Origin of the sequence: Kitasatospora sp. NPDC059462 (assembly GCF_042749955.1) — a bacterium.
Classification (GTDB): Bacteria; Actinomycetota; Actinomycetes; order Streptomycetales; family Streptomycetaceae; genus Kitasatospora.
Map to the genome: position 1 here is coordinate 16373 of NZ_JBHYUU010000041.1, position 22155 is coordinate 38527.

Consider the following 22155-nt stretch of genomic DNA (forward strand, 5'->3'; position numbering starts at 1 on the left):
AGGACGACGTCACAGCTCACCCGTCGGGCTCTGCTCGGCCATCGGGACGCGCACGCCGCGCTCGTCCGCCACCTCGGCGGCCCGGTCGTAGCCGGCGTCGACGTGCCGGATGACGCCCATGCCGGGGTCGTTGGTGAGCACCCGGCGGATCTTCTCGCCGGCCAGCGCGGTGCCGTCGGCGACGGTGACCTGCCCGGCGTGGATCGAGCGGCCGATGCCGACGCCGCCGCCGTGGTGGATGGAGACCCAGGAGGCGCCGGAGGCGACGTTGACCATGGCGTTCAGCAGCGGCCAGTCGGCGATCGCGTCGGAGCCGTCCAGCATCGCCTCGGTCTCCCGGTAGGGGGAGGCGACCGAGCCGCAGTCCAGGTGGTCGCGGCCGATGACGACCGGCGCGGACAGCTCGCCGCTCGCCACCATGTCGTTGAACCGCTCGCCGGCCTTGTCGCGCTCGCCGTAGCCGAGCCAGCAGATGCGTGCGGGCAGGCCCTGGAAGTGCACCTTCTCCTGGGCCATGGTGATCCAGCGATGCAGCGACTCGTTCTCCGGGAAGAGGTCGAGCACGGCCTTGTCGGTCCGGTGGATGTCCTTCGGGTCGCCGGACAGGGCGGCCCAGCGGAACGGGCCCTTGCCCTCGCAGAACAGCGGGCGGATGTAGGCCGGGACGAAGCCGGGGAAGGCGAAGGCGCGGTCGTAGCCGGCCAGCCGGGCCTCGCCGCGGATCGAGTTGCCGTAGTCGAACACCTCGGCGCCGCGGTCCTGGAAGCCGACCATCGCCTCGACGTGCCGGGCCATCGACTCGCGCGAGCGCTGGGTGAACTCGGCCGGCTTCTCGGCGGCGTAGGCGGCCATGTCGTCGAAGTCGACGCCGAGCGGCAGGTAGCTCAGCGGGTCGTGGGCGCTGGTCTGGTCGGTCACGATGTCGATCGGCGCGTCCATCGCGAGCAGCTGCGGGAACACCTCGGCGGCGTTGCCCAGCAGGCCGATGGAGAGCGGCTGCCGCTTGTCGCGGGCGGCGGCGGCGAGCTCCAGCGCGTGGGAGAGGTCCTTGGCCTCGACGTCCAGGTAGCGGTGCTCGATCCGGCGGGCGATGCGCGACGGGTCGCAGTCGACGCAGATCGCCACGCCGCCGTTCATGGTGACGGCCAGCGGCTGGGCGCCGCCCATGCCGCCGAGGCCGGCGGTGAGGGTGACGGTGCCCTCCAGGCTGCCGCCGAAGCGCTTGTTGGCGACGGCGGCGAAGGTCTCGTAGGTGCCCTGGAGGATGCCCTGGGTGCCGATGTAGATCCAGGAGCCGGCGGTCATCTGCCCGTACATGGTGAGCCCGAGGTGCTCCAGCCTGCGGAACTCCTCCCAGTTGGCCCAGTCGCCGACCAGGTTGGAGTTGGCGATCAGCACGCGCGGCGCCCACTCGTGGGTCTGCATGACGCCGACCGGGCGGCCGGACTGCACCAGCATGGTCTCGTCCTGCTTCAGCCCCCGCAGCGTGCGCACCATGGCGTCGAAGGAGCGCCAGTCGCGCGCCGCCTTGCCGGTGCCGCCGTAGACGACCAGCTTCGACGGGTGCTCGGCCACCTCGGGGTCGAGGTTGTTCATCAGCATCCGCAGGGCCGCCTCCTGCTGCCACCCCTGCGCCGTCAGCCCCGTCCCCCGCGCCGCCCGCACCTCACGCGGCCCGCTCACCTGCTGCACCATGTCCCGGCCTCCTTGCGGATGAAATCATTCAGGCTCGACTCGGCTGAATATATCCAAACATCCAGCCCCCGGCCAGGGGTCGCGCCGCATCGGCCGGAAAGTGGTTGACGGCCCCACGACGCACCGTCATGCTGTGTACGAACCAACGGGATCCTCCCGTACGGTCGATCCTTGGGGGGAACGTCATGACCTCGATTCCGCCGCGCCCGGCCAGAGCGCCGCGAAGCCAGCGGATCCGCCGGACGGCCGCCCGCGGCAGCGTCCTCGCCCTGGCCGCGGGCCTGCTCGCCGGGGCACCGCTCGCCCGGGCCGCCGAACCCGCCCCGGTGGAGACGCCCACCGGCACCCGCGTCGGTCCGGTCTCGCCGGGAACCGTGTACCCCGACGTCCGCAGCGAGGGCTGCGGCACCGACGACGTCCGGCTCTGGGGCTGGCTGCCCGGCGGCGCCACCGACCTCACCGCCACGCTGGGCGGCTCCTCCCCCGCGCTCGGCGCCGAGTTCCACGTCCGCGACACCGCGGCGCCGTACACCGAGGTGCTCACCGGCCGGGTGGACGGGCTCGCCCCCGGCGCGCAGGCCGGGTTCGCCCTGGACCGCAGCAAGCTGGAGGAGGGCCACAGCTACGCCTGGAACGTGGTCGGCACGGACTCCCTGGGCAACCGCTCCGCCGCCACCCCCGACTGCCACTTCCGCGTGGACCGCGCCAACCCGTGGATCGCGGGCCCGACGCTGGACGTCGTGCCGCACGCCTTCGGCACGAACCAGTTCAGCTACCAGGTCGTCGACAACAACCCCAGGGACCGCTTCCCGGTCTCCGGCTTCGCCTGCCTCGACTACCGCACCGCCGAGACGGACCCGTGGACCAGGACCGGCTGCGGCGGCCCCGGCCTGCGCGAGAACCTCTCCACCCCCAGGCCCGGCCCGGCCACCCTGCGGCTGCGCGCCGTGGACCAGGCGGGCAACTACTCGGCCGAGGCGACCATCCCGACCTTCGTCTACCCCGGCCCGGGGGTGGTCGGCGACCTCGCGCTGCCGGAGCACCAGTGGCAGCTCGGCCGTGACGACCTCGGCCCCGACACCGCCGGCACCGCCCCGCTGACGGCCGGCCCCGGCGTCGGCTGGGCGGAGAGCCACACCACGCTGCCCGCCCCGTGGGGGCAGACCGTCACCGGCCCCGCGACGGTCGCCACGCTGGACGGCACCGGATCGCTCTCCTCCGACCGGCCGCTGATCGACACCCGCGAGAGCTTCACCGTCACCGCCTGGGCCAGGCCCACCGCCGAGGGCGGCGTCGTGGTGAGCCAGGAGGGCGCCCGGTCGAGCGCCTTCATGCTCTGGGCCGACCCGGGCGACGGGCGCTGGCACGCCGCGCTCGGCCGGCAGGACGACGAGACCTGGTCCTACGACGAGGCCTCGGTCTACCGGCCCGGGCGGGGCGCCTACACCCCGGGCGCCTGGAGCCAGCTGGCGGTCGCCTACAACGCCCGCACCGGGCTGCTCTCGCTGCAGGTCGACAACCAGGTGATCGCCACCGGCCACCACCTCCCCGGCGACTCCTTCCGGGCCACCGGCGCCTTCCAGCTCGGGCAGTACCAGTACCAGGGCGAGCCGAGGAGCCTCTTCAAGGGCGAGCTCAGTGACGTCGCCCTGCTCCGCCGGGCCGCCGCGATCCCCGAGGGGGTGAGCGGCACGTACTCGCTCGGGCTCGACCGGTACAAGTGCCTGACCGCCGCGGGCGGCGGCCGCCAGGACGGCACCCCGGCCCAGGTCGAGACCTGCTGGCAGTCCGCCGGCCAGGGGCTCAGCAGCCACCGCGCCGACGGGACCGTCCGGTGGGGCAACCTCTGCCTCGACGCCTACGGGAGCGGCACCGCCAACGGCACCGCGACCACGTTCTGGAGCTGCAACGGCGGCGGCAACCAGGTCTGGCTGCCGCGGGCCGACGGCTCGCTGTTCAACCCGCAGTCCGGCCGCTGCCTGGACCTGCCCTGGGGCGACACCACCAACGGCAACCGGTTCGTCCTGTGGGACTGCAACGGCGGCGCCAACCAGCGCTTCGCCATCCCGTCCGGCGACGGCGCCCTCGTCTGAGCCGCCGTCCGGGCCGCAACCGGCAGGGCCCCGCCGCAGTCCGCGGCGGGGCCCTGCCGCGTGCGCTTCCTCACGCGGCGGCGTCGTCGTCCCAGTCGATGCCGATCTCGGCGAGCCAGCGGCGGTCGGCGGCGTCGGGGACGGCGCCGGCCGGAGTGCCGGAGCCGCGGGACGGCCGGGACGCCCGGGACGTTCGGGGGATCTCCTGGACGGGGCCGAGGCCGTACTGGTCGGCGGCCGCGGCGGCGCGGGCGTCGGGTTCGATCACGCCGACGTGGACGACGGTCTCGTCGCCCGGGTCGAGGACGGTGAGTTCGGGATCGGGCAGACGGCGCAGGGTGACGCGGCGTCCGCAGGTCGGGCAGGACCATTCGTCGGCTCCGGAGGCGAGCCGGCCGACGAACTTCATCTCGTGGATCACGCGCATGGCGGCACCCCCTGACTGGAGTTGTGCCCGCCCTGGGCGGATCGCCAACCTGCGGGTACGGTCGCCGGGGCGGCGCACGGGGCGCCGTTCGAGGGGAGGAACGGCATGGACCGCGAGTGGGGTGTCGAGGAGAGCGTCGCCGTGGCGGCGGATCCGGCGGTGGTCTACCGCGCCGTCAGCGAGGTGCGGCGGATGGGCGAGTGGAGTCCGGAGTGCCGGGCGGTGTGGGCCCGCCGGGGCCCGCTGCGGGCCGGCGACCGGTTCGTCGGCTTCAACCGCCGCGGCCCGTTCGTCTGGTTCACCACGTGCCGGGTGACGACGGCCGAGCCCGGGCGCGAGTTCGCCTTCCGGGTGGACGCGCTCGGGCTGCCGGTCGCCCGCTGGGGCTACCGGTTCGAACCCGACGGGGACGGCGGCACCACCCTCACCGAGTACTGGCAGGACCTGCGCACCGGGCGGGGGGCGCCGTTCGCCGAACTGCTCGGCAAGGTGTTCACCGGGGTCCCCGCGCAGCGCCGGGCGGCGGCCAACCGGGCCGGCATGCGGGCGACCCTGGCGCGGATCCGGCAGTCGCTCACCGCCTGACGGCCGGCCCGGGACGCTCCCTAGTCGAGGAACAGCCCGCGGGACGCCGCCGAGTGCTCGATGGCCTCCAACCGCGCCTCGGCACCGGGGAGTTCGTCGCACATGGTCTGCAGCAGCACCCGGCCGAGCATCATCGGCGCGCAGGCCGTGTCGAAGACCAGTCCGGTGCCGACGGCGGCCGGCAGCATCAGGTCGGAGAGCTTGGCGACCGGCGCGAAGACGCTGTCGGCCACCGTGATGACGGTCAGTCCGCACTCGCGGGCCACCGCCAGGGCGTCCATCAGCTCACGCGGGTAGCGCGGCAGCGCGAAGCAGAGCAGTACGCCCGCGCCCGCCGCGGCGGCCTGTTCGAGGCGGTCGGCGAGCATGCTGCCGCCCTCGTCGAGCAGCCGGATGTCCGGATGCACCTTGGCGGCGAAGTACGCGAAGCCGCGCGCCTGCGCGGAGGCGGCCCGCAGGCCGAGGACGGGCAGCGGGCGGGAGGCGGCGAGCAGCCGGGCGGCGCGGGTGATGGGCTCGGGGTCGGCGAGCAGTTCGGCGAGGTGGCGCAGGTGCTCGATCTCGGCGAGCACGGCCTGCTGGTGCTCGTTGCGGACGGCGTCGGCCGGCGTCTCCGGGGCGGCGGCCTCGCCGGCGCCGAGTTCGCGCAGCTGCTTGCGCAGCGCCGGATAGCCGTCGTAGCCGAGGGCCACCGCGAAACGGGTCACCGAGGGCTGGCTGACGCCCGCGAGTTCGGCGACCTCGACGCTGGAGAGGAACGGCGCCTCGGTGGCGTGCCGCACCAGCGAGTGGGCGATCCGCCGCTGGGTGGGGGTGAGCCGGTGGCCCTCGAAGAGCTGGAGCAGCCGGGCGGAGGGACCGACCGGGCCGGCTTCGTCGGTGGCGGTCATGGCGGTACCTCCGGATGCGAGCTGTTCGGATGACTGTGCAGCAGCGGGCGGCCGCTGGCAAAGACGTCTCGTACGACGGAACGCCGGGCGAGACGCCCGGAATGCGGACCAGCACGGGCCGCGGCCGGTCTCGGGGTGACCCTGAAATCCCCCTGAGTCCGCCCTGAATCCCGGCGAACGGGTGGACCGGCCCGGCCCGGCGGGCGCAGGCTGGTGTCCATGGACACTCGTCAGGACGACCTGCGGCGCGATCTGGACGCCACGCTGCAGGCCCGCAAGGAGCTCGGCAAGGAGTACGAGTCGGAGCTCGTCGACTCCTTCCTCTCCCGGCTCGACGCCAGGCTCGACGCCCGGGTGGAGCGCCGGGTCGCCGAGCGGCTCGGTCCGGCCGACGGGTACGGCCACCCGACCGGGGCCGGCCGGCCCTACGGCCGGTCGGGGTACGGGCACGGTCCGCACCGTTCCGGCCGTTCGGCGATCCGGCTGCCGATCGTCTCCCTGGCGCTGGGCATCCCGCTGTCCGGCATCGCCGGTGGTTCCGGCGGGTTCTGGGGCCTGCTGGTCTGCTGGGGCGGCATCGTCGGCGTCAACGTCTCCGCCGCACTGGCCGAGCGCGTCGAGCAGCGGCGCCACGCGGACGCCCCGAAGAGCGAGTGGGACTAGGCGCTGATCCCTCGTCACCCGTCCCACCCGCTGCGCGCGGTCCGTCCGGTCGTCAGGCCAGCGGCCCGGTGACCTGCTCGACCGCCCGCACCAGCTCGCCGGAGGCGACCAGCGCGGCGGCGGCCTCCAGGTCCGGCGACAGGAAGCGGTCGCGCCCGGCGCCGCCCACCCCGGCGGCGCGGGCGGCGGCCATCGCGGCGGCGGTGGCCGGGGCCGGTTCGCCACTGGCGCCGGCCTGCCGGCGGATCTCCAGGGCCCGCGCGGCGGCGGTGAGTTCGACGGCGAGGATGCGCCCGAGGTTGTCCACCGCCTGGCGCAGCTTGCGGGCCGCCGACCAGCCCATCGAGACGTGGTCCTCCTGCATGGCCGAGGAGGGGATGGAGTCGACCGAGGCCGGCACGGCGAGCCGCTTGTTCTCGCTGACCAGGGCCGCCTGGGTGTACTGGGCGATCATCAGACCGGAGTCCACGCCCGGGTCGTCGGCCAGGAAGGCCGGCAGGCCGTGCGAGCGGGCCTTGTCGAGCAGCCGGTCGGTGCGGCGCTCGGAGATCGAGCCGAGGTCGGCGGCGGCGATGGCGAGGAAGTCCAGCACGTAGGCGACCGGGGCGCCGTGGAAGTTGCCGTTGGACTCGACCCGGCCGTCCGGCAGCACCACCGGGTTGTCGACCGAGGCGGCCAGCTCGCGGGAGGCGACCAGCTCGGCGTGCGCGAGGGTGTCGCGGCCCGCGCCGGCCACCTGCGGGGCGCAGCGGACCGAGTAGGCGTCCTGGACGCGCGGGGCGTCGTCCTGGTGGTGGCCGGTGAGGCCGGAGCCCCGGAGCACGGCCAGCATGTTGGCGGCGGACAGCGCCTGGCCGGGGTGCGGGCGGATCGGGGCATGCAGCTCGGGCGCGAGCACCTTGTCGGTGCCGAGCAGCGCCTCCAGGGTCATCGCGGCGGTGATGTCGGCGGTGGTGAACAGGCGCCGCAGGTCGGCGATGGCCATGACGAGCATGCCGAGCATGCCGTCGGTGCCGTTGATGAGGGCGAGGCCCTCCTTCTCCAGCAGTTCGACGGGCTCGATGCCGGCGGCGGCGAGCAGTTCGCCGGCGGGCTTCTCGACGCCGTCGGGGCCGGTCGCCACGCCCTCGCCCATGAGGACGAGCGCGCAGTGCGAGAGCGGCGCGAGGTCGCCGGAGCAGCCGAGCGAGCCGAACTCGCGGACCACCGGGGTGATGCCGGCGTTGAGGATCGCGGCCATCGTCCCGGCGACCAGCGGGCGCACGCCGGTGCGGCCGCTGGCGAGGGTCTTCATGCGCAGGAACATCAGCGCGCGGACGACCTCGCGTTCGACCACCGGGCCCATCCCGGCGGCGTGCGAGCGCACCAGCGAGCGCTGCAGCTGGGCGCGCAGCTCGGGGCTGATGTGCCGCACGGCGAGGGCGCCGAAGCCGGTGGAGACGCCGTAGACGGGGCGCGGTTCGGCGGCCAGGGCGTCGATCCGGGCCCGTGAGGCCGCCATCTCGGCGAGCGCGTCGGGCCCGATCTCGACCCGGGCGTTCCCCCGGGCGACGGCCAGCACGTCCTCGGCGCTGACGTCGGCCTTGCCGACCTGGACGAGCGGCGCGTGGGGGGCCGCAGCACTGTGCATATCCATATGCATCATCTCAGCAGGTGAATGAAGATATGACAACCATCTTGGTGCGGTTGACAGTCGACCACCGCACCGGCCGGTCAGCAGGATTTTCGAATATCCCGCCCGGTGACGCACGCTGTGGGGAGAGGCGGACGGCGCGGGGCCGGGCGCGGCGGGCGGAGAGGCGGACCAGGCGATGACGCGGGCGACGGCACGGCGGCGGGTGCTCCGGCTGCGCGGGGACGGGCGCACCACCCGGCCGGACGCGCTGGCCGCCGAGGAGCCGCTGGAGATCCGGCTCGGCGGCGAACCGCTCACCGTCACCATGCGCACCCCCGGCCAGGACTTCGACCTGGTGGCCGGGTTCCTGGTCGGCGAGGGGATCGTCCGCACCGGCGAGGACCTCGCGGCGCTGCGCTACTGCGCCGGCACCGACGAGAACGGCGCCAACACCTACAACGTGGTCGACGCGACGCCGCGCGGCGCCCGGCCCCTGCCGCTCTCCGCGCACCGCAACCTGCTCACCACCAGCGCCTGCGGCCTGTGCGGGCGCGACACCGTGGACGCGGTGCGCACCCAGGTGCACCACCCGGTCGGCGACGACCCGCTGACCGTCCCGCCCGCGCTGCTGTACGGGCTGCCGGACCGGCTGCGCGCCGCCCAGCGGACCTTCGACTCGACCGGCGGCCTGCACGCCGCCGGCCTGTTCGACGGCCGCAGCGGCGAGCTGCTCTGCGCCCGCGAGGACGTCGGGCGGCACAACGCGGTGGACAAGGTGGTCGGCTGGGCGCTGCGCGAGGGCCGGCTGCCGCTGACCGGGCACGTGCTGCTGGTCAGCGGCCGGGCCTCGTTCGAGCTGACCCAGAAGGCGGCACTGGCCGGCGTCCCGCTGCTGGCCGCGGTCTCGGCGCCGTCCTCGCTCGCCGTGGACCTCGCCAAGGAACTGGGCCTGACCCTGGTCGGCTTCCTGCGCGGCGAGGGCGCCAACGTCTACACCCGCCCCGACCGGATCGCCTGAGCGGCCGCCCGGGCGGGGCTCACCGCAGCTCCGCCTCGACGAGGTCCGCCGCGCGCGCCGTGCCGCCCTCGGCCCGGGCCTCGGCGCGCACCTCGGCGAGGCGGGCGGCCACCGCCGGATCGCCGGTCAGCTCCAGCAGCGCGGCGCGCAGCGCGGCGCCCGTCGCGTCGTCGGTGTCCAGCCGCCGGGCGACGCCGAGCGCCACCAGCGAGTCCGCGTTGGCGAACTGGTCGACGGCCTGCGGCACCGCGATCATCGGCACGCCGTGGTACAGGCCCTCGCTCGCGCCGCCGGTGCCGGCGTGGGTGACGAAGGCGTCGGCCTGCGCCAGCACGTCGAACTGCGGCACCCAGCGGTGCACCTCGACGTTGGCCGGCACCTCGCCCAGCGCGGCGAGGTCGGTGTGCCGGCCGATCTGCAGCACGACGTGCCAGCCGGGCAGATCGCCGAAGGCCGCCAGGCACTCCCGGTAGAAGGCCGGCCGGTCGGTGAAGGCCGAGCCGAGCGAGACCAGCAGCACCTTCCCGGCGCCCTCGGGCCGCTGCCAGCGGCCCTGGTGCGCGCGGTCGCCGAAGCACTGGCCGACGAAGGTGATCCGGGCGGGGTCGACCCGGTCCGCGTGGGGCTGCAGCGCCCGCGGGATCAGCGCGAGCGCGCGCTCGGGGCGGTTCTTGAACCGCTCGACGTCCCGGACGGCGGCGCCGGTTTCGGCCAGCCAGTCGGCGAACCGCCGGTAGTGTTCGGGGCCGCCGGGGCCGTTGCGCAGCGCCTCGAACACCCCGGCGAGGTCCTGCTCGATGCCCTCCCAGCCGACCATGGTGGGCGAGAGCTGGACCACCGGCACGCCGTGGCCCTCGGCCACCGCCCGGGCGGCGAAGGCGCCGATGTCGTGGAGCACGAGGTCGGGACGGTCCTCGGCGAAGAGCTCGCGGAGCACCGGGGTCATGGCCAGGGCGTCGTCGAGGAAGACGTCCTGGACGGCGACCGGGTCCTCCGGCCACCCCGAGGGGTCGTCGCCGAGCGGCAGCGCCGTCGGGTAGGGGACGAGCGTGGCGCCCGTGGCGGCGACGGTCCCGGCGAAGGACGGGTCGTTGACGTAGCTGACCCGGTGGCCCCGGGCGACGAGTTCGGTGATCAGGGCGAGGCTCGGGTTGACGTGGCCGTGGGCCGGGATGGAGGCCATGACGATGTGGGCGGAGCGGCGGGTCATCGCGTGATTCCTCTCGATGGTGCGAGACGAGACGGTTCGTCTCGCTGAAGTTCCCTCAGCATGCTCCGCCCGGGAGTCGCTGTCAAGACGATACGGATCGTCTCGCCACATTTGTAGGATGGCCGCCATGGCCAGACAGCAGAACGCCCCCGACCCCAGCCGCCGCAGCGAGCAGAGCCGCACGGCGATCCTCACCGCCGCCGCCGGGCTCGTCGCCGAGATCGGCTTCGGCAAGCTCACCATCGAGAAGATCGCCGCCCGCGCCGGCGTCGGCAAGCAGACCATCTACCGCTGGTGGCCGTCGAAGGGCGCCGTCGTCTTCGACGCCTTCCTCGCCGCCAACGAGAACGCCTCCGGCAGCCTCGCCCTCCCCGACACCGGCGACCTCGGCGAGGACCTGCGGACCGTCCTGCGGCTCACCGCCCTCGAACTCGCCGACCCCGCCTTCAACCGCACCGGCCGCGCCCTGACCGCCGAGGTCCTCACCGACCCCGATCTGCTGCGCGAGTACCGCGAGCGGCTCCTCGACCCGCTGCTGGAGGTCACCCGCGACCGCCTGCGGGCCGCCCGGGAGGCCGGGCAGCTGCGGGCGGACGCGGACCTCGACCTCGCCGTCGAACTCCTCTACGGCCCGCTGTACTACCGCTGGCTGCACGGCCTCGGACCGCTGGACGCCGGCTACGCGGACCGGGTGGTGACGGCCCTGCTCGGCGCGCTCGGCCCCACCGGCGGCTGAGCCGCGCCCCGGCTCAGGACCGGCTGCGGCGCCGCAGCACCAGCACCACGGCGATGATCACGGCGATCACCACCAGCACCACGACGACGCCGATGATCAGGCCGATGAACTTGCCGATGCCCTTCTTCTTTTTCTTCTTCTTGGACTTGTCCTTGGCCAGCCGGGTGGTGTCGTGCCGGTCCGCCGCCGCCCCGGGCCGGCCGGCCTGCGCCGCGTGGACCGCGCCGCCCGCCACCGCGCCCGCCGCCTGCGCGCCCGCCGCCTCCGCAGCCGCCGTGCCCGCCGCGCCGACCGTGCTCACCGCCGCCGTCCGCGGCGCGGCGCCGGCCGCCGAGGCCGCCGGAGCCGCGGCCAGCGCGGTGCCGCCGAACGCGAGCACCCCCGAGAGAACCAGACCCGTCAACCGAGCGCGCACAGGAATCAACCCCCGACATCCGATCCGGCGGCGCCCCGACGGCCCGCCGACCGCCGACACCCTCCCACCGCGCACCCCGCCGCGCCCACCCCCACGACCGGACCGCGACCGGCTCGGAACACACCGGTCACCGAAGCGCCACACTCCCGGCCCCCGGCGGCCGGGCCCGCTCAGCCCTCCGGCGGCGAGGCGGGGCCCGCCAGGGCCACCGCGACCAGGGCGCGCAGCGCGGCCGCCACCTGGCCGAGCGGCAGCGTGGCGTCGTCGGCGAACAGCTCCAGCAGCCAGCCGCCCGCCGCGTTCCGGCCGCCGGCCGCGACCATCCCCCGGTAGCCGGAGACCACCAGCATCGCCTCCTCCGCCGGATCGTTGCCCGCCGCGCCCGCACGCAGCGCGAAGGCACCGCCGCGCACCGCCCGCCGCGTCATCGGGTAGTGGCGCAGGTCGAACACCGCGTCCGGGGCCTCGATCTGGGCCCGCTGGGTCTCCGCCCGGCTGCTGCTCGGCCCGCTGGTCATCCGGTAGACGGCGTGCCGGGCGGTGCGCATCAGCTGCGAGCCGGGCGGCACGTAGGAGATCCACCAGCCGACCGCGTCCAGCAGCCGGGCCGAGGTCTCGGCGACGATCGCGAGCTTGCCGATGGTGTCGGCCGGGTGCACGGCCCGCACCGCGCCCTGCCGGTCGAGCGCGGCGAGCACCGCCGTGAGCAGCTGCCCCGGGTCGGCGCTGTGCGCGGCGCCGCGGAACCGCCGCCGGTCCCCGGCCCCGGCCCGGCCGCCGGGGCGGAAGCGGCCGTCGCCGCGGTGCTGCGGGTCGGCGGCGTCGGCGAGCAGGACCGTCGGGTCGGGGGCGAACCCGGGACCGTGGCTGCGCCCGGCCACCACCGGGTGGGCGGCCCGGGCGGCCTTGGCCCGGTACTGGGCGGCGTCGGCGAGCCGGAACAGCCGGTCGGCGGTGGTGACGGGGCCGATCGAGTCACCGGTGGAGGCGACGCCGCAGGCCACGCCCTCGCCCTCGGACAGGGCCAGCGCCCGCGCGCACAGCTCCTCGGCGACGGCCACCACCTCGTCCGCCTTCTGTCCCTCGACGAGCAGGCAGAACTCGTCGCCGCCGAGCCGGGCGGCGAGGCTGCCGGGGAGCTTGGCGGCGGCCAGCGACAACTGGTGGGCGAAGCGCTCCAGCAGCCGGTCGCCGACCTCGTGGCCGAGCTGGTCGTTGACCCGCTTGAGGCCGTTGACGTCGCAGACCACCAGGGAGACGACGGTGTTGTCCCGGTTGTGCGCGGCCAGCGCGGCCTCCAGCCGGGCGTCCACCGCGCGCCGGTTGGCGAGGCCGGTGAGCGGGTCGGAGAAGGCGAGCTTGCGCAGATCGGCGAGGCGTTCGGTCTGGGCGAGACCGGCCGAGATCTGGGCGGCCAGCAGGGTCGCGTAGTCGGCGTCGGCCTCGGTGAAGGCGGGCATCCCGGCGGAGCGGGCGAGGTAGAGCTCGCCCCAGGCCTGCCCGTGCAGCACGATCGGCGCGACCACGCAGCAGGCCCGGCCGCGCCGGCGCAGCGCGGCGGCGCGCTCCTGGCAGTACGCGCCCGCGGTCGGGTGCGCGTGCCCGGCGTGCGGCTGGCTGTTGTCGGCGGTCTGCACCCAGGCGCGGGGCAGCCGGCCGGTGGTCCAGCGCTCCTCCAGGTACGTGACGATCTCCGGGAAGTCGGCCACCGGGTAGGACTCGTCCTCGGGCAGCTCCTCCTCCCCGGGGGCGAGCTCGCCGTGGTTGACCAGCACCCGCAGCCGGCCGGACTCGCGGTCCCAGACCGAGACGGCGGCCATCGTCGCACCGAGCGCCCCGGTGGCCCGGGCGGCGGCGGCCCGGACGGCCTCCAGCGGGGTGAGGGCGCCGGCCATGTCCTGGGCGAGCTCGACCACGGCGCGCAGCCGTGCGTCGGTGGCGGGACCGTCCTCGGGGGCCGCCCCGGGCTCGGGGACGGTGGGCGGCTGCTGGGTCCGGCCGCGGTCCGTCATGATCGCCTCACTGCTCACCGGCTCGCCTCGCTCCCTGTGCCCGGTGCTGCCCGTGGTCCGCCCGGACCGTGGTCCGCCCGGACACCCGTGCCCGCTCCCGCCCGTCCGGCAGCGCCGCCCCTGCGGCCGGCCGCACCGGGCGCCTGCACCAAGACTATGGCGGTTTCGTTCGGTTTCGCCCCGTTTGCGGCTTCGCACCCGCCGAGGCCGCACCGTCGTCCGCCCCTCGGCGTGTCGCACCGCCCCCGGCCGGGCGCACCGGCCCCCGGGCACCACGGCCCGGGTCGGTCAGGGGGTCCGCCGGGAGAGCAGCCAGGGTTCGACCAGGCCGAGCCCGCGCACCGGCCGGCGCCACATCGGCTGCAGGTTGAACCGGTGGGCGGGGTCCGCCCCCGGGCCCGGCGGGCCGGCCGGCGGCAGCCCGGCCGCCGCCGACAGCGCCTCGGCCAGCCCGGGGCCGTCCGCGTCGGGCGGCGCGACGCTGCCGTTCTGGTCCAGCGCGGCCGCGAACTCCCCGTCGATCAGCACCGCGTCCTTGGGCGCGATGGAGGTGAGCCGGCTGGCCAGGTTGACCGTGGTGCCGAACACGTCGCCCATCCGCGAGGTGACCGTGCCGAAGGCCATGCCGACCCGCAGCGCGGGGATGGTGTCGTCCTCGGCCAGCGCCTCGACGAGGCCGAGCGCGATCCCGGCGGCGGTCACCGGGTCCTCGGAGACGAAGAGGATCTCGTCGCCGAGCGTCTTGATCACCCGGCCGCCCTGGCCGACGATGAGGTCGGAGCAGGTGTTCTCGAAGGTCTCGACGAGTTCGCCGAGCTCCTCCTCCTCCAGCCGCCGCGACAGCCGGGTGAAGCCGACCAGGTCGGCGAAGCCGACGGCGAGCCGGCCGCTGGTGATCTCGTTGTCCTCGGCGGCCTGCACCACCCGGCCGGTGACGGCGGCCAGCTGCCGCCGCCAGACGTACACCAGGAACTGCTCCAGCTCCGGCAGCAGCAGCTCGACCAGCGGGTAGGCGACGTCGGCGCGGGTCAGGCCGGGTTCGACGGACTGGGTGAGGTTCTCCAGGAAGGTGTCCATCTGCCAGCCCGCCAGCCGGGCCGTGGTCTGGCCGGTGGACCGGGCCACCTGGATCGCCATCGACTCGCTCAGCAGCCCGGACTCCACCAGGCCGGCCAGCCGGCGCAGGGCGATCACGTCGCCGTCGGTCAGCGCCCGGGACTGCCCGATGTCCGGGAAGCCCATCGCCCGCCAGAAACGGGTGGCCAGTTCCATCGGGACGTCGGCGGCCCGGGCGGCCTGGTACGGGGTGTAGCGGCGCGGTGCGTCCAGGATCAGGCGTTCGAGGTCGAGGGCGACGGTCTGGTCGTCGGAGCCCGCCGGGCCGCCGTTGCCTCCGGCGCCGGTGCCGCCGCCGTTGCTGCCGTCCTCTGCCACCGGTCCGTCCCCGTGCGGTCGCCGCACTCGCCTCGTGTCCTGCGTGCCCGGCGCGCCCGCCACCCGGCGGGCAGTGGCGCGCCTCACACTGCTGCCAGGTGGAATGTTCGCACGGAATCGCGCGATCCGGGGCATCCGCCCGGGTCAAGGGGAGGTAAGGGGACGCACGGGGCGCCCGCCCGGCGCACGGCACCGGCTCCCACCCGGCGCGCGGCGCCGGCTACTCCCCCGCGCGCGGCTCCGGGCGCACGTGGACGACGTCCCCCGCGCCGACCGCCCGCCGGGTGCCGTCCGGGGTGCGGATCACCAATCGGCCGTCACCGTCGACCGCGACCGCCTCGCCGCGCAGTTCGCGGTCGCCGGGCAGCAGCACCTTCACCGGCCGCCCCAGCGTGGTGCAGCGGTCCGCGTACGCGCGCAGCAGACCGCTGGTGTGCGGGTCGCCGGCGGCGGCCGTCCACTCCCCGTACAGCTCGGCGAACTCCCGCAGCAGGGCGCGCAGCAGGGTGGACCGGTCGGTGACGGCGGCGCCGGCCAGCGCGAGCGAGGCGGCGGTGGGGACGGGCAGTTCGGCGGCGCGCAGCGAGACGTTGAGGCCGAGGCCGGCGACCACCGCGCCGCCGCCCAGCTCGGTGAGGATGCCGCCGAGCTTGCGCTCCGCGCCGTCGATCTCCACCTGGAGGTCGTTGGGCCACTTCAGGCCGACCTCGACCTCGGCGACCCGGCGCAGCGTGCTCGCGGCGGCGACGCCGACCAGGATCGGCAACCAGCCGTACCGTTCGACGGGTACCTCGTCCGGGCGAAGCAGGACGGAGAGGAAGAGACCGGAGCGGGCGGGGGCGCTCCACCGGCGTTCGAGCCGGCCGCGCCCGGAGTTCTGGGCCTCGGCGACCAGCACCGCGCCCTGCGGGGCGCCCTCGCGGGCACGGGCGGCGAGGTCGGTGTTGGTGGATCCGGTCTCCTCGACGACGTCGATCGAGGTCCAGAGCCCGCCGGGCTTCAGCAGGTCCCGGCGGAGCGCGGCGGCGTCCAGCGGCGGGCGGTCCAGGTCGGTCCACGGCGACGGCCCGGCATGGCCGAGGCCGCGCAGTCCGCTGCGGCGGGGGGTGTCGGAGGTCATGCGGCTCACCCTAGAACGGCGACGGGCGCGGGAGGCCGTAGGCCGTCCCATCGTCCCCCACCCCGGCGTCGACCACACTGTGTCGCTGGCCATAACGCCCGGACATTACGCGGGCCGTCCGCCCTGGCTACGCTACTCGACGGTAGTTCGTTGTGCCGCCCTGCACCCCTCGTCCGCGCCGGCCCCCACCCGGCCCGCGCGCCCCCGAAAACAGGTCGCGGCCCAGGATGCAGGGAGAGCCACCGGAATGACCGACGCGCCGTACGACCCGCACACCACCGCCGGCAAGCTCGCCGACCTCCGGCGCAGGATCGACGAGGCGGTGCACTCCGGCTCCGCCACGTCGGTGGAGAAGCAGCACGCCAAGGGCAAGCTGACGGCCCGCGAGCGGGTCGCGGAGCTGCTGGACGAGGACTCCTTCGTCGAGTTCGACGAGTTCGCCCGGCACCGCTCCACCAACTTCGGCCAGGAGAAGAACCGGCCCTACGGCGACGGCGTGGTCACCGGCTACGGCACCGTCGACGGCCGTCAGGTCGCCGTGTTCGCCCAGGACTTCACGGTCTTCGGCGGCTCGCTCGGCGAGGTGTTCGGCGAGAAGATCGTCAAGGTCATGGACTTCGCGCTGAAGACCGGCTGCCCGGTCATCGGCATCAACGACTCGGGCGGCGCCCGGATCCAGGAGGGCGTGGTCTCGCTCGGCCTGTACGGCGAGATCTTCCGCCGCAACGTGCACGCCTCCGGGGTGATCCCGCAGATCTCGCTGATCATGGGCCCCTGCGCGGGCGGCGCGGTCTACTCCCCCGCCATCACCGACTTCGTGGTGATGGCCGACCGGACCTCCCACATGTTCATCACCGGCCCCGACGTGATCAAGACCGTCACCGGCGAGGACGTCGCGATGGAGGAGCTGGGCGGCGCGCGCACCCACAACACCAAGTCCGGCAACGCGCACTACCTGGCCACGGACGAGAAGGAGGCGATCGAGTACGTCAAGAGCCTGCTGTCGTACCTGCCCTCCAACAACCTCTCCGACCCGCCGTCGTTCCCGGAGGAGGCGGACCTCTCCGTCACCGACGAGGACCTCGAACTCGACACCCTGGTACCGGACTCGGCGAACCAGCCGTACGACATCCACCGGGTGATCGAGCACGTCCTCGACGACGGCGAGTTCCTGGAGACCCAGCCGCTGTACGCGGGCAACATCGTCACCGGCTTCGGCCGGGTCGAGGGCCACCCGGTCGGCGTCGTCGGCAACCAGCCGATGGACCTGGCGGGCTGCCTGGACATCGCCGCCAGCGAGAAGGCCGCGCGCTTCATCCGCACCTGCGACTCGTTCAACATCCCGGTGATCACCTTCGTCGACGTGCCCGGCTTCCTGCCCGGCACCGAGCAGGAGTGGGACGGCATCATCCGGCGCGGCGCCAAGCTGATCTACGCCTACGCCGAGGCGACCGTGCCGCTGATCACCGTGATCACCCGCAAGGCCTTCGGCGGCGCGTACGACGTCATGGGCTCCAAGCACCTGGGCGCCGACCTCAACCTGGCCTGGCCGACGGCGCAGATCGCCGTGATGGGCGCGCAGGGCGCGGTCAACATCCTGCACCGGCGGGAGATCGCCGAGGCGGAGGCGGCCGGGAGCGCCGACGAGAAGCGGGCCGAGCTGATCGCCTCCTACGAGGACACCCTGCTCAACCCGTACCTGGCCGCCGAGCGCGGCTACGTGGACGCCGTCATCGCGCCGAGCGAGACCCGCCGGCACATCGTCCGCGGGCTGCGCGCGCTGCGCGGCAAGCGCGAGGTGCTGCCGCCGAAGAAGCACGGCAACATTCCGCTGTAGTGGCCGGCCCCGGAGGACCGCGAGAGGATTGACCATGGCCCCGATCCACGTGCTGCACGGGCAGCCGACCCCCGAGGAGCTGGCCGCCGTCCTGGCGGTGGTCCAGGCCCGGGCCGCCGCCGCGCAGGCCGCCGCCGAGGCCGCCCGCCGGGCCGGCGCCGGCCCGGACTCCGCCTGGAACGACCGCGCGCGCCGGATGCGCGCCACCCCGCGCCCGGGCGTCAACGCCTGGCGCACCTCCGGCTGGGCCGGGTAGCGCCGGCCGCCGCCCGCCGGACGGACGTGCGCGGTGCCACGGGCGACCTCGCAGGGTGCACGTCCCCCCGAGCCGCTCCGCACGAGGGCGGAGCGGCTCCCCACGGCGGCCCCGGGCGGCGGCACCGGGCGTCGAGACCGGGCGGCGGCACCGGGCGACTTCGCGGTGCCGCCGCTCCGCGGGGTTCGCGGCGAGCGCCCGGCAAGGCCCGGATTGCCCCGAAAGCTGAGTACGGATACTCAGGCGCTCCGGCCGCCCGCCGGAGCACCCTGGAACGATGCTCTGGTCAGACCCACGCGACGAGCCCTCCCCGGAAGCCCGGCGGATGCAGCGCAAGCTGCACCGGGCCGGCCATGTGCTCGCCGTCCTCGCCCTGTTGATCGCCGTTCTGCTGATGATCTGACGATCGCTGGACGGGCCGCCCCGGGCGCCCCTCTACCCTGGTGGGCATGACCGACCGCCGCACCCTCGTCCTCGCCTCCGCCTCCCCCGCCCGCCTCGGGCTGCTGCGCCAGGCGGGCCTCGACCCGCGCGTGGTGGTCAGCGGCGTCGACGAGGACGCGCTCACCGCCCCCACCCCCGGCGCCCTCGCGCTCGTCCTCGCCGAGGCCAAGGCCGAGGCCGTCGCCGCCGGCCTCACCGACGGGGAGCTGGTCATCGGCTGCGACTCCGTGCTGGAGCTGGACGGCCTGGCCCTCGGCAAGCCCGCCGACGAGGCCGAGGCACTGGCCCGCTGGCAGTCGATGCGCGGCCGGGCCGGCGTGCTGCGCACCGGCCACTGCGTGATCGACACCGCCGGCGGCCGGCAGGCCTCCGCCACCGCCTCCACCACCGTGCGCTTCGGCACCCCGGACGACGCCGAGGTCGCCGCCTACATCGCCACCGGCGAACCGCTGCACGTGGCGGGCGCGTTCACCCTGGACGGCCGCTCGGCGCCGTTCGTCGAGGGCATCGACGGCGACCCGGGCAACGTCATCGGCCTCTCGCTGCCGCTGCTGCGCACCCTGCTCGCCGAGCTGGACCTGCGGATCACCGATCTCTGGGCCTGACCGCCCTGGCCCTGGAGCGGGCGCCGGCCCCGCCGGAGCCCGCCGGGACGAACGGCACGATTGTCGCCGACCACCCCGCCCACGGGCCGGCGGTGAGGCACCCTGGAGGAGCATCCGGGGCGACACCACCGCCCCGGCGCGACGGGGGAGGTGGCGGGCGGGATGACCGACGGTCTGCTCAACGTGCTGCTGGGCCTGCTGGCCGGCGCGATCAGTGCCGCGCTCGGCTGGCTCGGCCAGAGCCTGCGCCGCAGGCACCGGCTGGAACGGGCCCGGGCCTTCCTCGGCCTGCCGGCCGGCAGCGAGTGCCTGATCGTGGTCAACCGCAGCATCGGCGCCGGGGCGCACCCCCGGACGGTCACCCGGCGCGACGCCTACGCGCTGATGGAACTGGCCGCCCTGGTGAAGGAGTGCGGCGCGCACGCCGACCTGGTCGCCCACGACGCCGCGCCGCGCGGGCTCGGCACCCGCACCGAACTCTGCTTCGGCGGCCCGGTCTCCAACGAGCGGATGGCCGCCCACCTGGCCTGGGGCCTGCCCGGGGTGACGATCTCCAGCGACCACGCCCGCCCGGACAACACCATCACTGTCGGCGGCCGCTCCTACGCCGCCGATCCGCAGGCCGGCGAGTACGTGCTGCTGGCCCGGCTGGCCACCCCCGGGGACGGCCGCCCGGTCTTCCTGATCTCCGGCCAGACCGGCATCGCCAACCACGCCGGGGTCCGCCACCTGGTGACCCACCACCGGCGGCTGGCCCGCCGGTACGGCACGGACGGCACCTTCGCGCTGCTGCTCAAGGTGGTCAACCCGGCCGCCTACGGCCCCGACGTCGTCGAGCGGGTCGCCGACGTCACCGCCCCGGCCCTGGAGCGCGCGCCGGCCCCGCCGGAGCCCGCCGGGCCGCCGCCCCGGGCCGCCGCACCCGCCGCCGGCGCCTGAGCCCGGCGCTCGGAGCGCTCCCGACCGGATGTGGCCAACACCACCGCCGCGCCACGCCGCCCCGTCACCGAGCGCGAGCGCCGGGCCGCCGTCGACGTACCTGCCACGACCTGCGAGGACTCCCGCCGGGCCGCCCGGCACCCGTCCGAGCGCATCACCCTCCGTGTGGGATAGTTCACAACCTGGGGCTACTCGCCGGTACTGCCCAGGAATCCATAAACTCGACGAGGTTCAAGAAGGGAGCCACAGTGCGCAAGGTGCTCATCGCCAACCGCGGGGAAATCGCCGTCCGCGTCGCCCGGGCCTGCTCGGACGCCGGTATCGCCAGCGTCGCCGTCTACGCCGAGCCGGACCGGGATGCGCTGCACGTCCGCGCGGCCGACGAGGCTTACGCGCTGGGCGGCGACACCCCCGGCACCAGCTACCTGGACATCGCCAAGGTCCTCCAGGCCGCCGCCGACTCGGGTGCGGACGCCGTCCACCCCGGCTACGGCTTCCTGTCGGAGAACGCCGACTTCGCCCAGGCCGTGATCGACGCGGGCCTCACCTGGATCGGCCCGCCGCCGCAGGCCATCCGCGACCTCGGCGACAAGGTGACCGCCCGGCACGTGGCGCAGCGCGCCGGTGCCCCGCTGGTGGCCGGTACGCCGGACCCGGTCGCGGGTGCCGACGAGGTCGTCGCGTTCGCCCGGGAGCACGGCCTGCCGGTCGCCATCAAGGCGGCGTTCGGCGGCGGCGGCCGCGGCCTGAAGGTCGCCCGCACGCTGGAGGAGATCCCGGAGCTGTACGACTCCGCGGTGCGCGAGGCGGTCGCCGCCTTCGGCCGCGGCGAGTGCTTCGTCGAGCGCTACCTGGACAACCCGCGGCACGTGGAGACCCAGTGCCTGGCCGACAAGCACGGCAACGTGGTGGTCGTCTCGACCCGTGACTGCTCGCTGCAGCGCCGCCACCAGAAGCTGGTCGAGGAGGCCCCCGCGCCGTTCCTGACCCCGGAGCAGAACGCCGAGCTGTACCGGGCGTCGAAGGCCATCCTGAAGGAGGCCGGCTACGAGGGCGCCGGGACCTGCGAGTTCCTGGTGGCGCTGGACGGCACGATCTCCTTCCTGGAGGTCAACACCCGTCTGCAGGTGGAGCACCCGGTCACCGAGGAGGTCACCGGGATCGACCTGGTCCGCGAGATGTTCCGGATCGCGGACGGCGAGGAGCTCGGCTACGGCGACCCGGAGGTGCGCGGTCACTCGTTCGAGTTCCGCATCAACGGTGAGGACCCGGGCCGCAACTTCCTGCCCGCCCCGGGCACGGTGACGCTGTTCGCGCCGCCGTCCGGCCCGGGTGTGCGGCTGGACTCGGGCGTGGAGACCGGTTCGGTGATCGGCCCGGCCTGGGACTCGCTGCTGGCGAAGCTGGTCGTGTCCGGCCGGGACCGCAAGCAGGCGCTGGAGCGGGCGCGGCGCGCGCTGGCGGAGTTCAGGGTCGAGGGCATGGCGACGGCCATCCCGTTCCACCGGGCGGTCGTCACGGACCCGGCGTTCGCGCCGGAGGTGCACGGCGGTGACGGGCCGTTCAAGGTCTTCACCCGGTGGATCGAGACCGAGTTCGAGAACACCATCCCCGCGTTCGCCGGTACGGCCGGCGAGGGCGAGGAGGCGGAGGGCCGGGAGACCGTGGTCGTCGAGGTCGGCGGCAAGCGGATCGAGGTCTCGCTGCCGTCCTCGCTGGGCGTCGCGGCCGCTCCGGCCGCCGGTGCCGGGGCCGCGAAGGCCAAGCGCCGGGTGGGGGCGAAGAAGGCCGGTTCGGCGGTCAGCGGTGACACGCTGGCGTCGCCGATGCAGGGCACCATCGTGAAGGTCGCGGTCGAGGAGGGCCAGGTCGTCGCGGAGGGCGAGCTGATCGTCGTCCTGGAGGCGATGAAGATGGAGCAGCCGCTGAACGCGCACAAGGCGGGCACCGTCGTCGGCCTCAAGGCCGAGGTGGGGGCGAGCGTCTCCAGCGGTGCGGCGCTCTGCGAGATCAAGGACTGACGCGTCCCGCGTCCTCCGCCGCCGGTCCGTACACCTTCGGGTGTGCGGACCGGTCGTGTTTCCGGCGGTGGATCAGGTGCGGCGCGGGTCCTGTGAGGGTGCGGCGCGGGCCCTGCGCGGGTGCGGGGCCGGACGGGCGT

The 22155-nt window shown here is 75.0% G+C and carries 19 protein-coding genes and 1 pseudogene; 11 read left to right on the forward strand and 9 right to left on the reverse strand.

Translation table 11 applies throughout. The annotated features are described in order from the left end of the window. Positions 1–9: 9 nt before the first annotated feature. Positions 10–1683, reverse strand: a complete 1674-nt coding sequence (gene hutU / locus ACFXAM_RS13670; protein WP_380290707.1) for a urocanate hydratase — start codon at positions 1681–1683, stop codon at positions 10–12. Positions 1684–1880: 197 nt separating this feature from the next. Between hutU and ACFXAM_RS13675 the strand changes: the two genes are divergently transcribed. Further along, positions 1881–3788, forward strand: coding sequence for a ricin-type beta-trefoil lectin domain protein (locus ACFXAM_RS13675; RefSeq protein ID WP_380290655.1), 1908 nt, complete (start codon positions 1881–1883; stop codon positions 3786–3788). 70 nt (positions 3789–3858) lie between these two features. Here the strand turns inward: ACFXAM_RS13675 and ACFXAM_RS13680 are convergent, their stop codons facing one another. Further along, entirely contained in the window at positions 3859–4215 is a 357-nt protein-coding gene (locus ACFXAM_RS13680; protein WP_380290657.1) for a hypothetical protein, read from the reverse strand. A gap of 105 nt (positions 4216–4320) precedes the next feature. Here ACFXAM_RS13680 and ACFXAM_RS13685 point away from each other — a divergent pair, with 105 nt between their 5' ends. Next, positions 4321–4800: an SRPBCC family protein gene (locus ACFXAM_RS13685; protein WP_380290659.1), complete on the forward strand. Its 480-nt coding sequence runs from the start codon at positions 4321–4323 to the stop codon at positions 4798–4800. A gap of 20 nt (positions 4801–4820) precedes the next feature. Here the strand turns inward: ACFXAM_RS13685 and ACFXAM_RS13690 are convergent, their stop codons facing one another. Next, positions 4821–5690, reverse strand: coding sequence for a MurR/RpiR family transcriptional regulator (locus ACFXAM_RS13690; protein WP_380290661.1), 870 nt, complete (start codon positions 5688–5690; stop codon positions 4821–4823). A gap of 219 nt (positions 5691–5909) precedes the next feature. On the opposite strand from ACFXAM_RS13690, the gene ACFXAM_RS13695 reads away from it, so the two are divergent. Beyond that, entirely contained in the window at positions 5910–6353 is a 444-nt protein-coding gene (locus ACFXAM_RS13695) for a hypothetical protein (RefSeq protein ID WP_380290663.1), read from the forward strand. A gap of 52 nt (positions 6354–6405) precedes the next feature. Here the strand turns inward: ACFXAM_RS13695 and hutH are convergent, their stop codons facing one another. Further along, entirely contained in the window at positions 6406–7983 is a 1578-nt protein-coding gene (gene hutH, locus ACFXAM_RS13700; protein ID WP_380290709.1) for a histidine ammonia-lyase, read from the reverse strand. A 181-nt stretch (positions 7984–8164) separates the two neighbouring features. Here hutH and fdhD point away from each other — a divergent pair, with 181 nt between their 5' ends. Next, positions 8165–8986, forward strand: a complete 822-nt coding sequence (gene fdhD / locus ACFXAM_RS13705) for a formate dehydrogenase accessory sulfurtransferase FdhD (protein WP_380290665.1) — start codon at positions 8165–8167, stop codon at positions 8984–8986. A gap of 19 nt (positions 8987–9005) precedes the next feature. Here fdhD and ACFXAM_RS13710 read toward each other — a convergent pair whose 3' ends face one another. Then, the gene (locus ACFXAM_RS13710; RefSeq protein WP_380290667.1) at positions 9006–10196 is read right to left on the reverse strand and encodes a macrolide family glycosyltransferase; all 1191 of its coding nucleotides are present in this window, start codon (positions 10194–10196) and stop codon (positions 9006–9008) included. A gap of 127 nt (positions 10197–10323) precedes the next feature. Here ACFXAM_RS13710 and ACFXAM_RS13715 point away from each other — a divergent pair, with 127 nt between their 5' ends. Continuing rightward, positions 10324–10932: a TetR/AcrR family transcriptional regulator gene (locus ACFXAM_RS13715; protein WP_380290669.1), complete on the forward strand. Its 609-nt coding sequence runs from the start codon at positions 10324–10326 to the stop codon at positions 10930–10932. Positions 10933–10945: 13 nt separating this feature from the next. On the opposite strand, the gene ACFXAM_RS13720 is transcribed toward ACFXAM_RS13715, so the two are convergent. The 4 genes and pseudogenes from ACFXAM_RS13720 to ACFXAM_RS13735 form a co-directional block, all read right to left on the reverse strand. Then, positions 10946–11335 (reverse strand): hypothetical protein, encoded by a 390-nt coding sequence (locus tag ACFXAM_RS13720; RefSeq protein ID WP_380290671.1) that lies wholly within the window; start codon positions 11333–11335, stop codon positions 10946–10948. A 764-nt stretch (positions 11336–12099) separates the two neighbouring features. Further along, positions 12100–13242: pseudogene (locus ACFXAM_RS13725) on the reverse strand (diguanylate cyclase domain-containing protein); the annotation flags it as partial. Positions 13243–13647: 405 nt separating this feature from the next. Beyond that, positions 13648–14928, reverse strand: coding sequence for an adenylate/guanylate cyclase domain-containing protein (locus tag ACFXAM_RS13730; protein ID WP_380290673.1), 1281 nt, complete (start codon positions 14926–14928; stop codon positions 13648–13650). Between the two features lie 85 nt (positions 14929–15013). Beyond that, a complete protein-coding gene (locus ACFXAM_RS13735) occupies positions 15014–15913 on the reverse strand; it encodes a biotin--[acetyl-CoA-carboxylase] ligase (RefSeq protein ID WP_380290675.1) in 900 nt (299 codons plus the stop codon). A 247-nt stretch (positions 15914–16160) separates the two neighbouring features. Here ACFXAM_RS13735 and ACFXAM_RS13740 point away from each other — a divergent pair, with 247 nt between their 5' ends. The 6 genes from ACFXAM_RS13740 (at position 16161) to ACFXAM_RS13765 (ending at position 22015) form a co-directional block, all read left to right on the forward strand. Further along, complete coding sequence (locus ACFXAM_RS13740) at positions 16161–17750, forward strand: acyl-CoA carboxylase subunit beta (RefSeq protein ID WP_380290677.1); 1590 nt, start codon at positions 16161–16163, stop codon at positions 17748–17750. A 34-nt stretch (positions 17751–17784) separates the two neighbouring features. Further along, positions 17785–18006: an acyl-CoA carboxylase epsilon subunit gene (locus ACFXAM_RS13745; RefSeq protein ID WP_380290679.1), complete on the forward strand. Its 222-nt coding sequence runs from the start codon at positions 17785–17787 to the stop codon at positions 18004–18006. Between the two features lie 277 nt (positions 18007–18283). Beyond that, positions 18284–18409 carry a morphogenic membrane protein MmpB gene (gene mmpB / locus ACFXAM_RS13750; protein WP_380290681.1) on the forward strand — a complete coding sequence of 42 codons (126 nt, stop codon included), beginning with the start codon at positions 18284–18286 and terminating at the stop codon, positions 18407–18409. A 46-nt stretch (positions 18410–18455) separates the two neighbouring features. After that, positions 18456–19055: a nucleoside triphosphate pyrophosphatase gene (locus ACFXAM_RS13755; RefSeq protein ID WP_380290683.1), complete on the forward strand. Its 600-nt coding sequence runs from the start codon at positions 18456–18458 to the stop codon at positions 19053–19055. Between the two features lie 162 nt (positions 19056–19217). Then, the gene (locus ACFXAM_RS13760) at positions 19218–19994 is read left to right on the forward strand and encodes a hypothetical protein (protein ID WP_380290685.1); all 777 of its coding nucleotides are present in this window, start codon (positions 19218–19220) and stop codon (positions 19992–19994) included. A 248-nt stretch (positions 19995–20242) separates the two neighbouring features. Then, positions 20243–22015, forward strand: coding sequence for an acetyl/propionyl/methylcrotonyl-CoA carboxylase subunit alpha (locus ACFXAM_RS13765; protein WP_380290687.1), 1773 nt, complete (start codon positions 20243–20245; stop codon positions 22013–22015). Positions 22016–22155 lie beyond the last annotated feature (140 nt).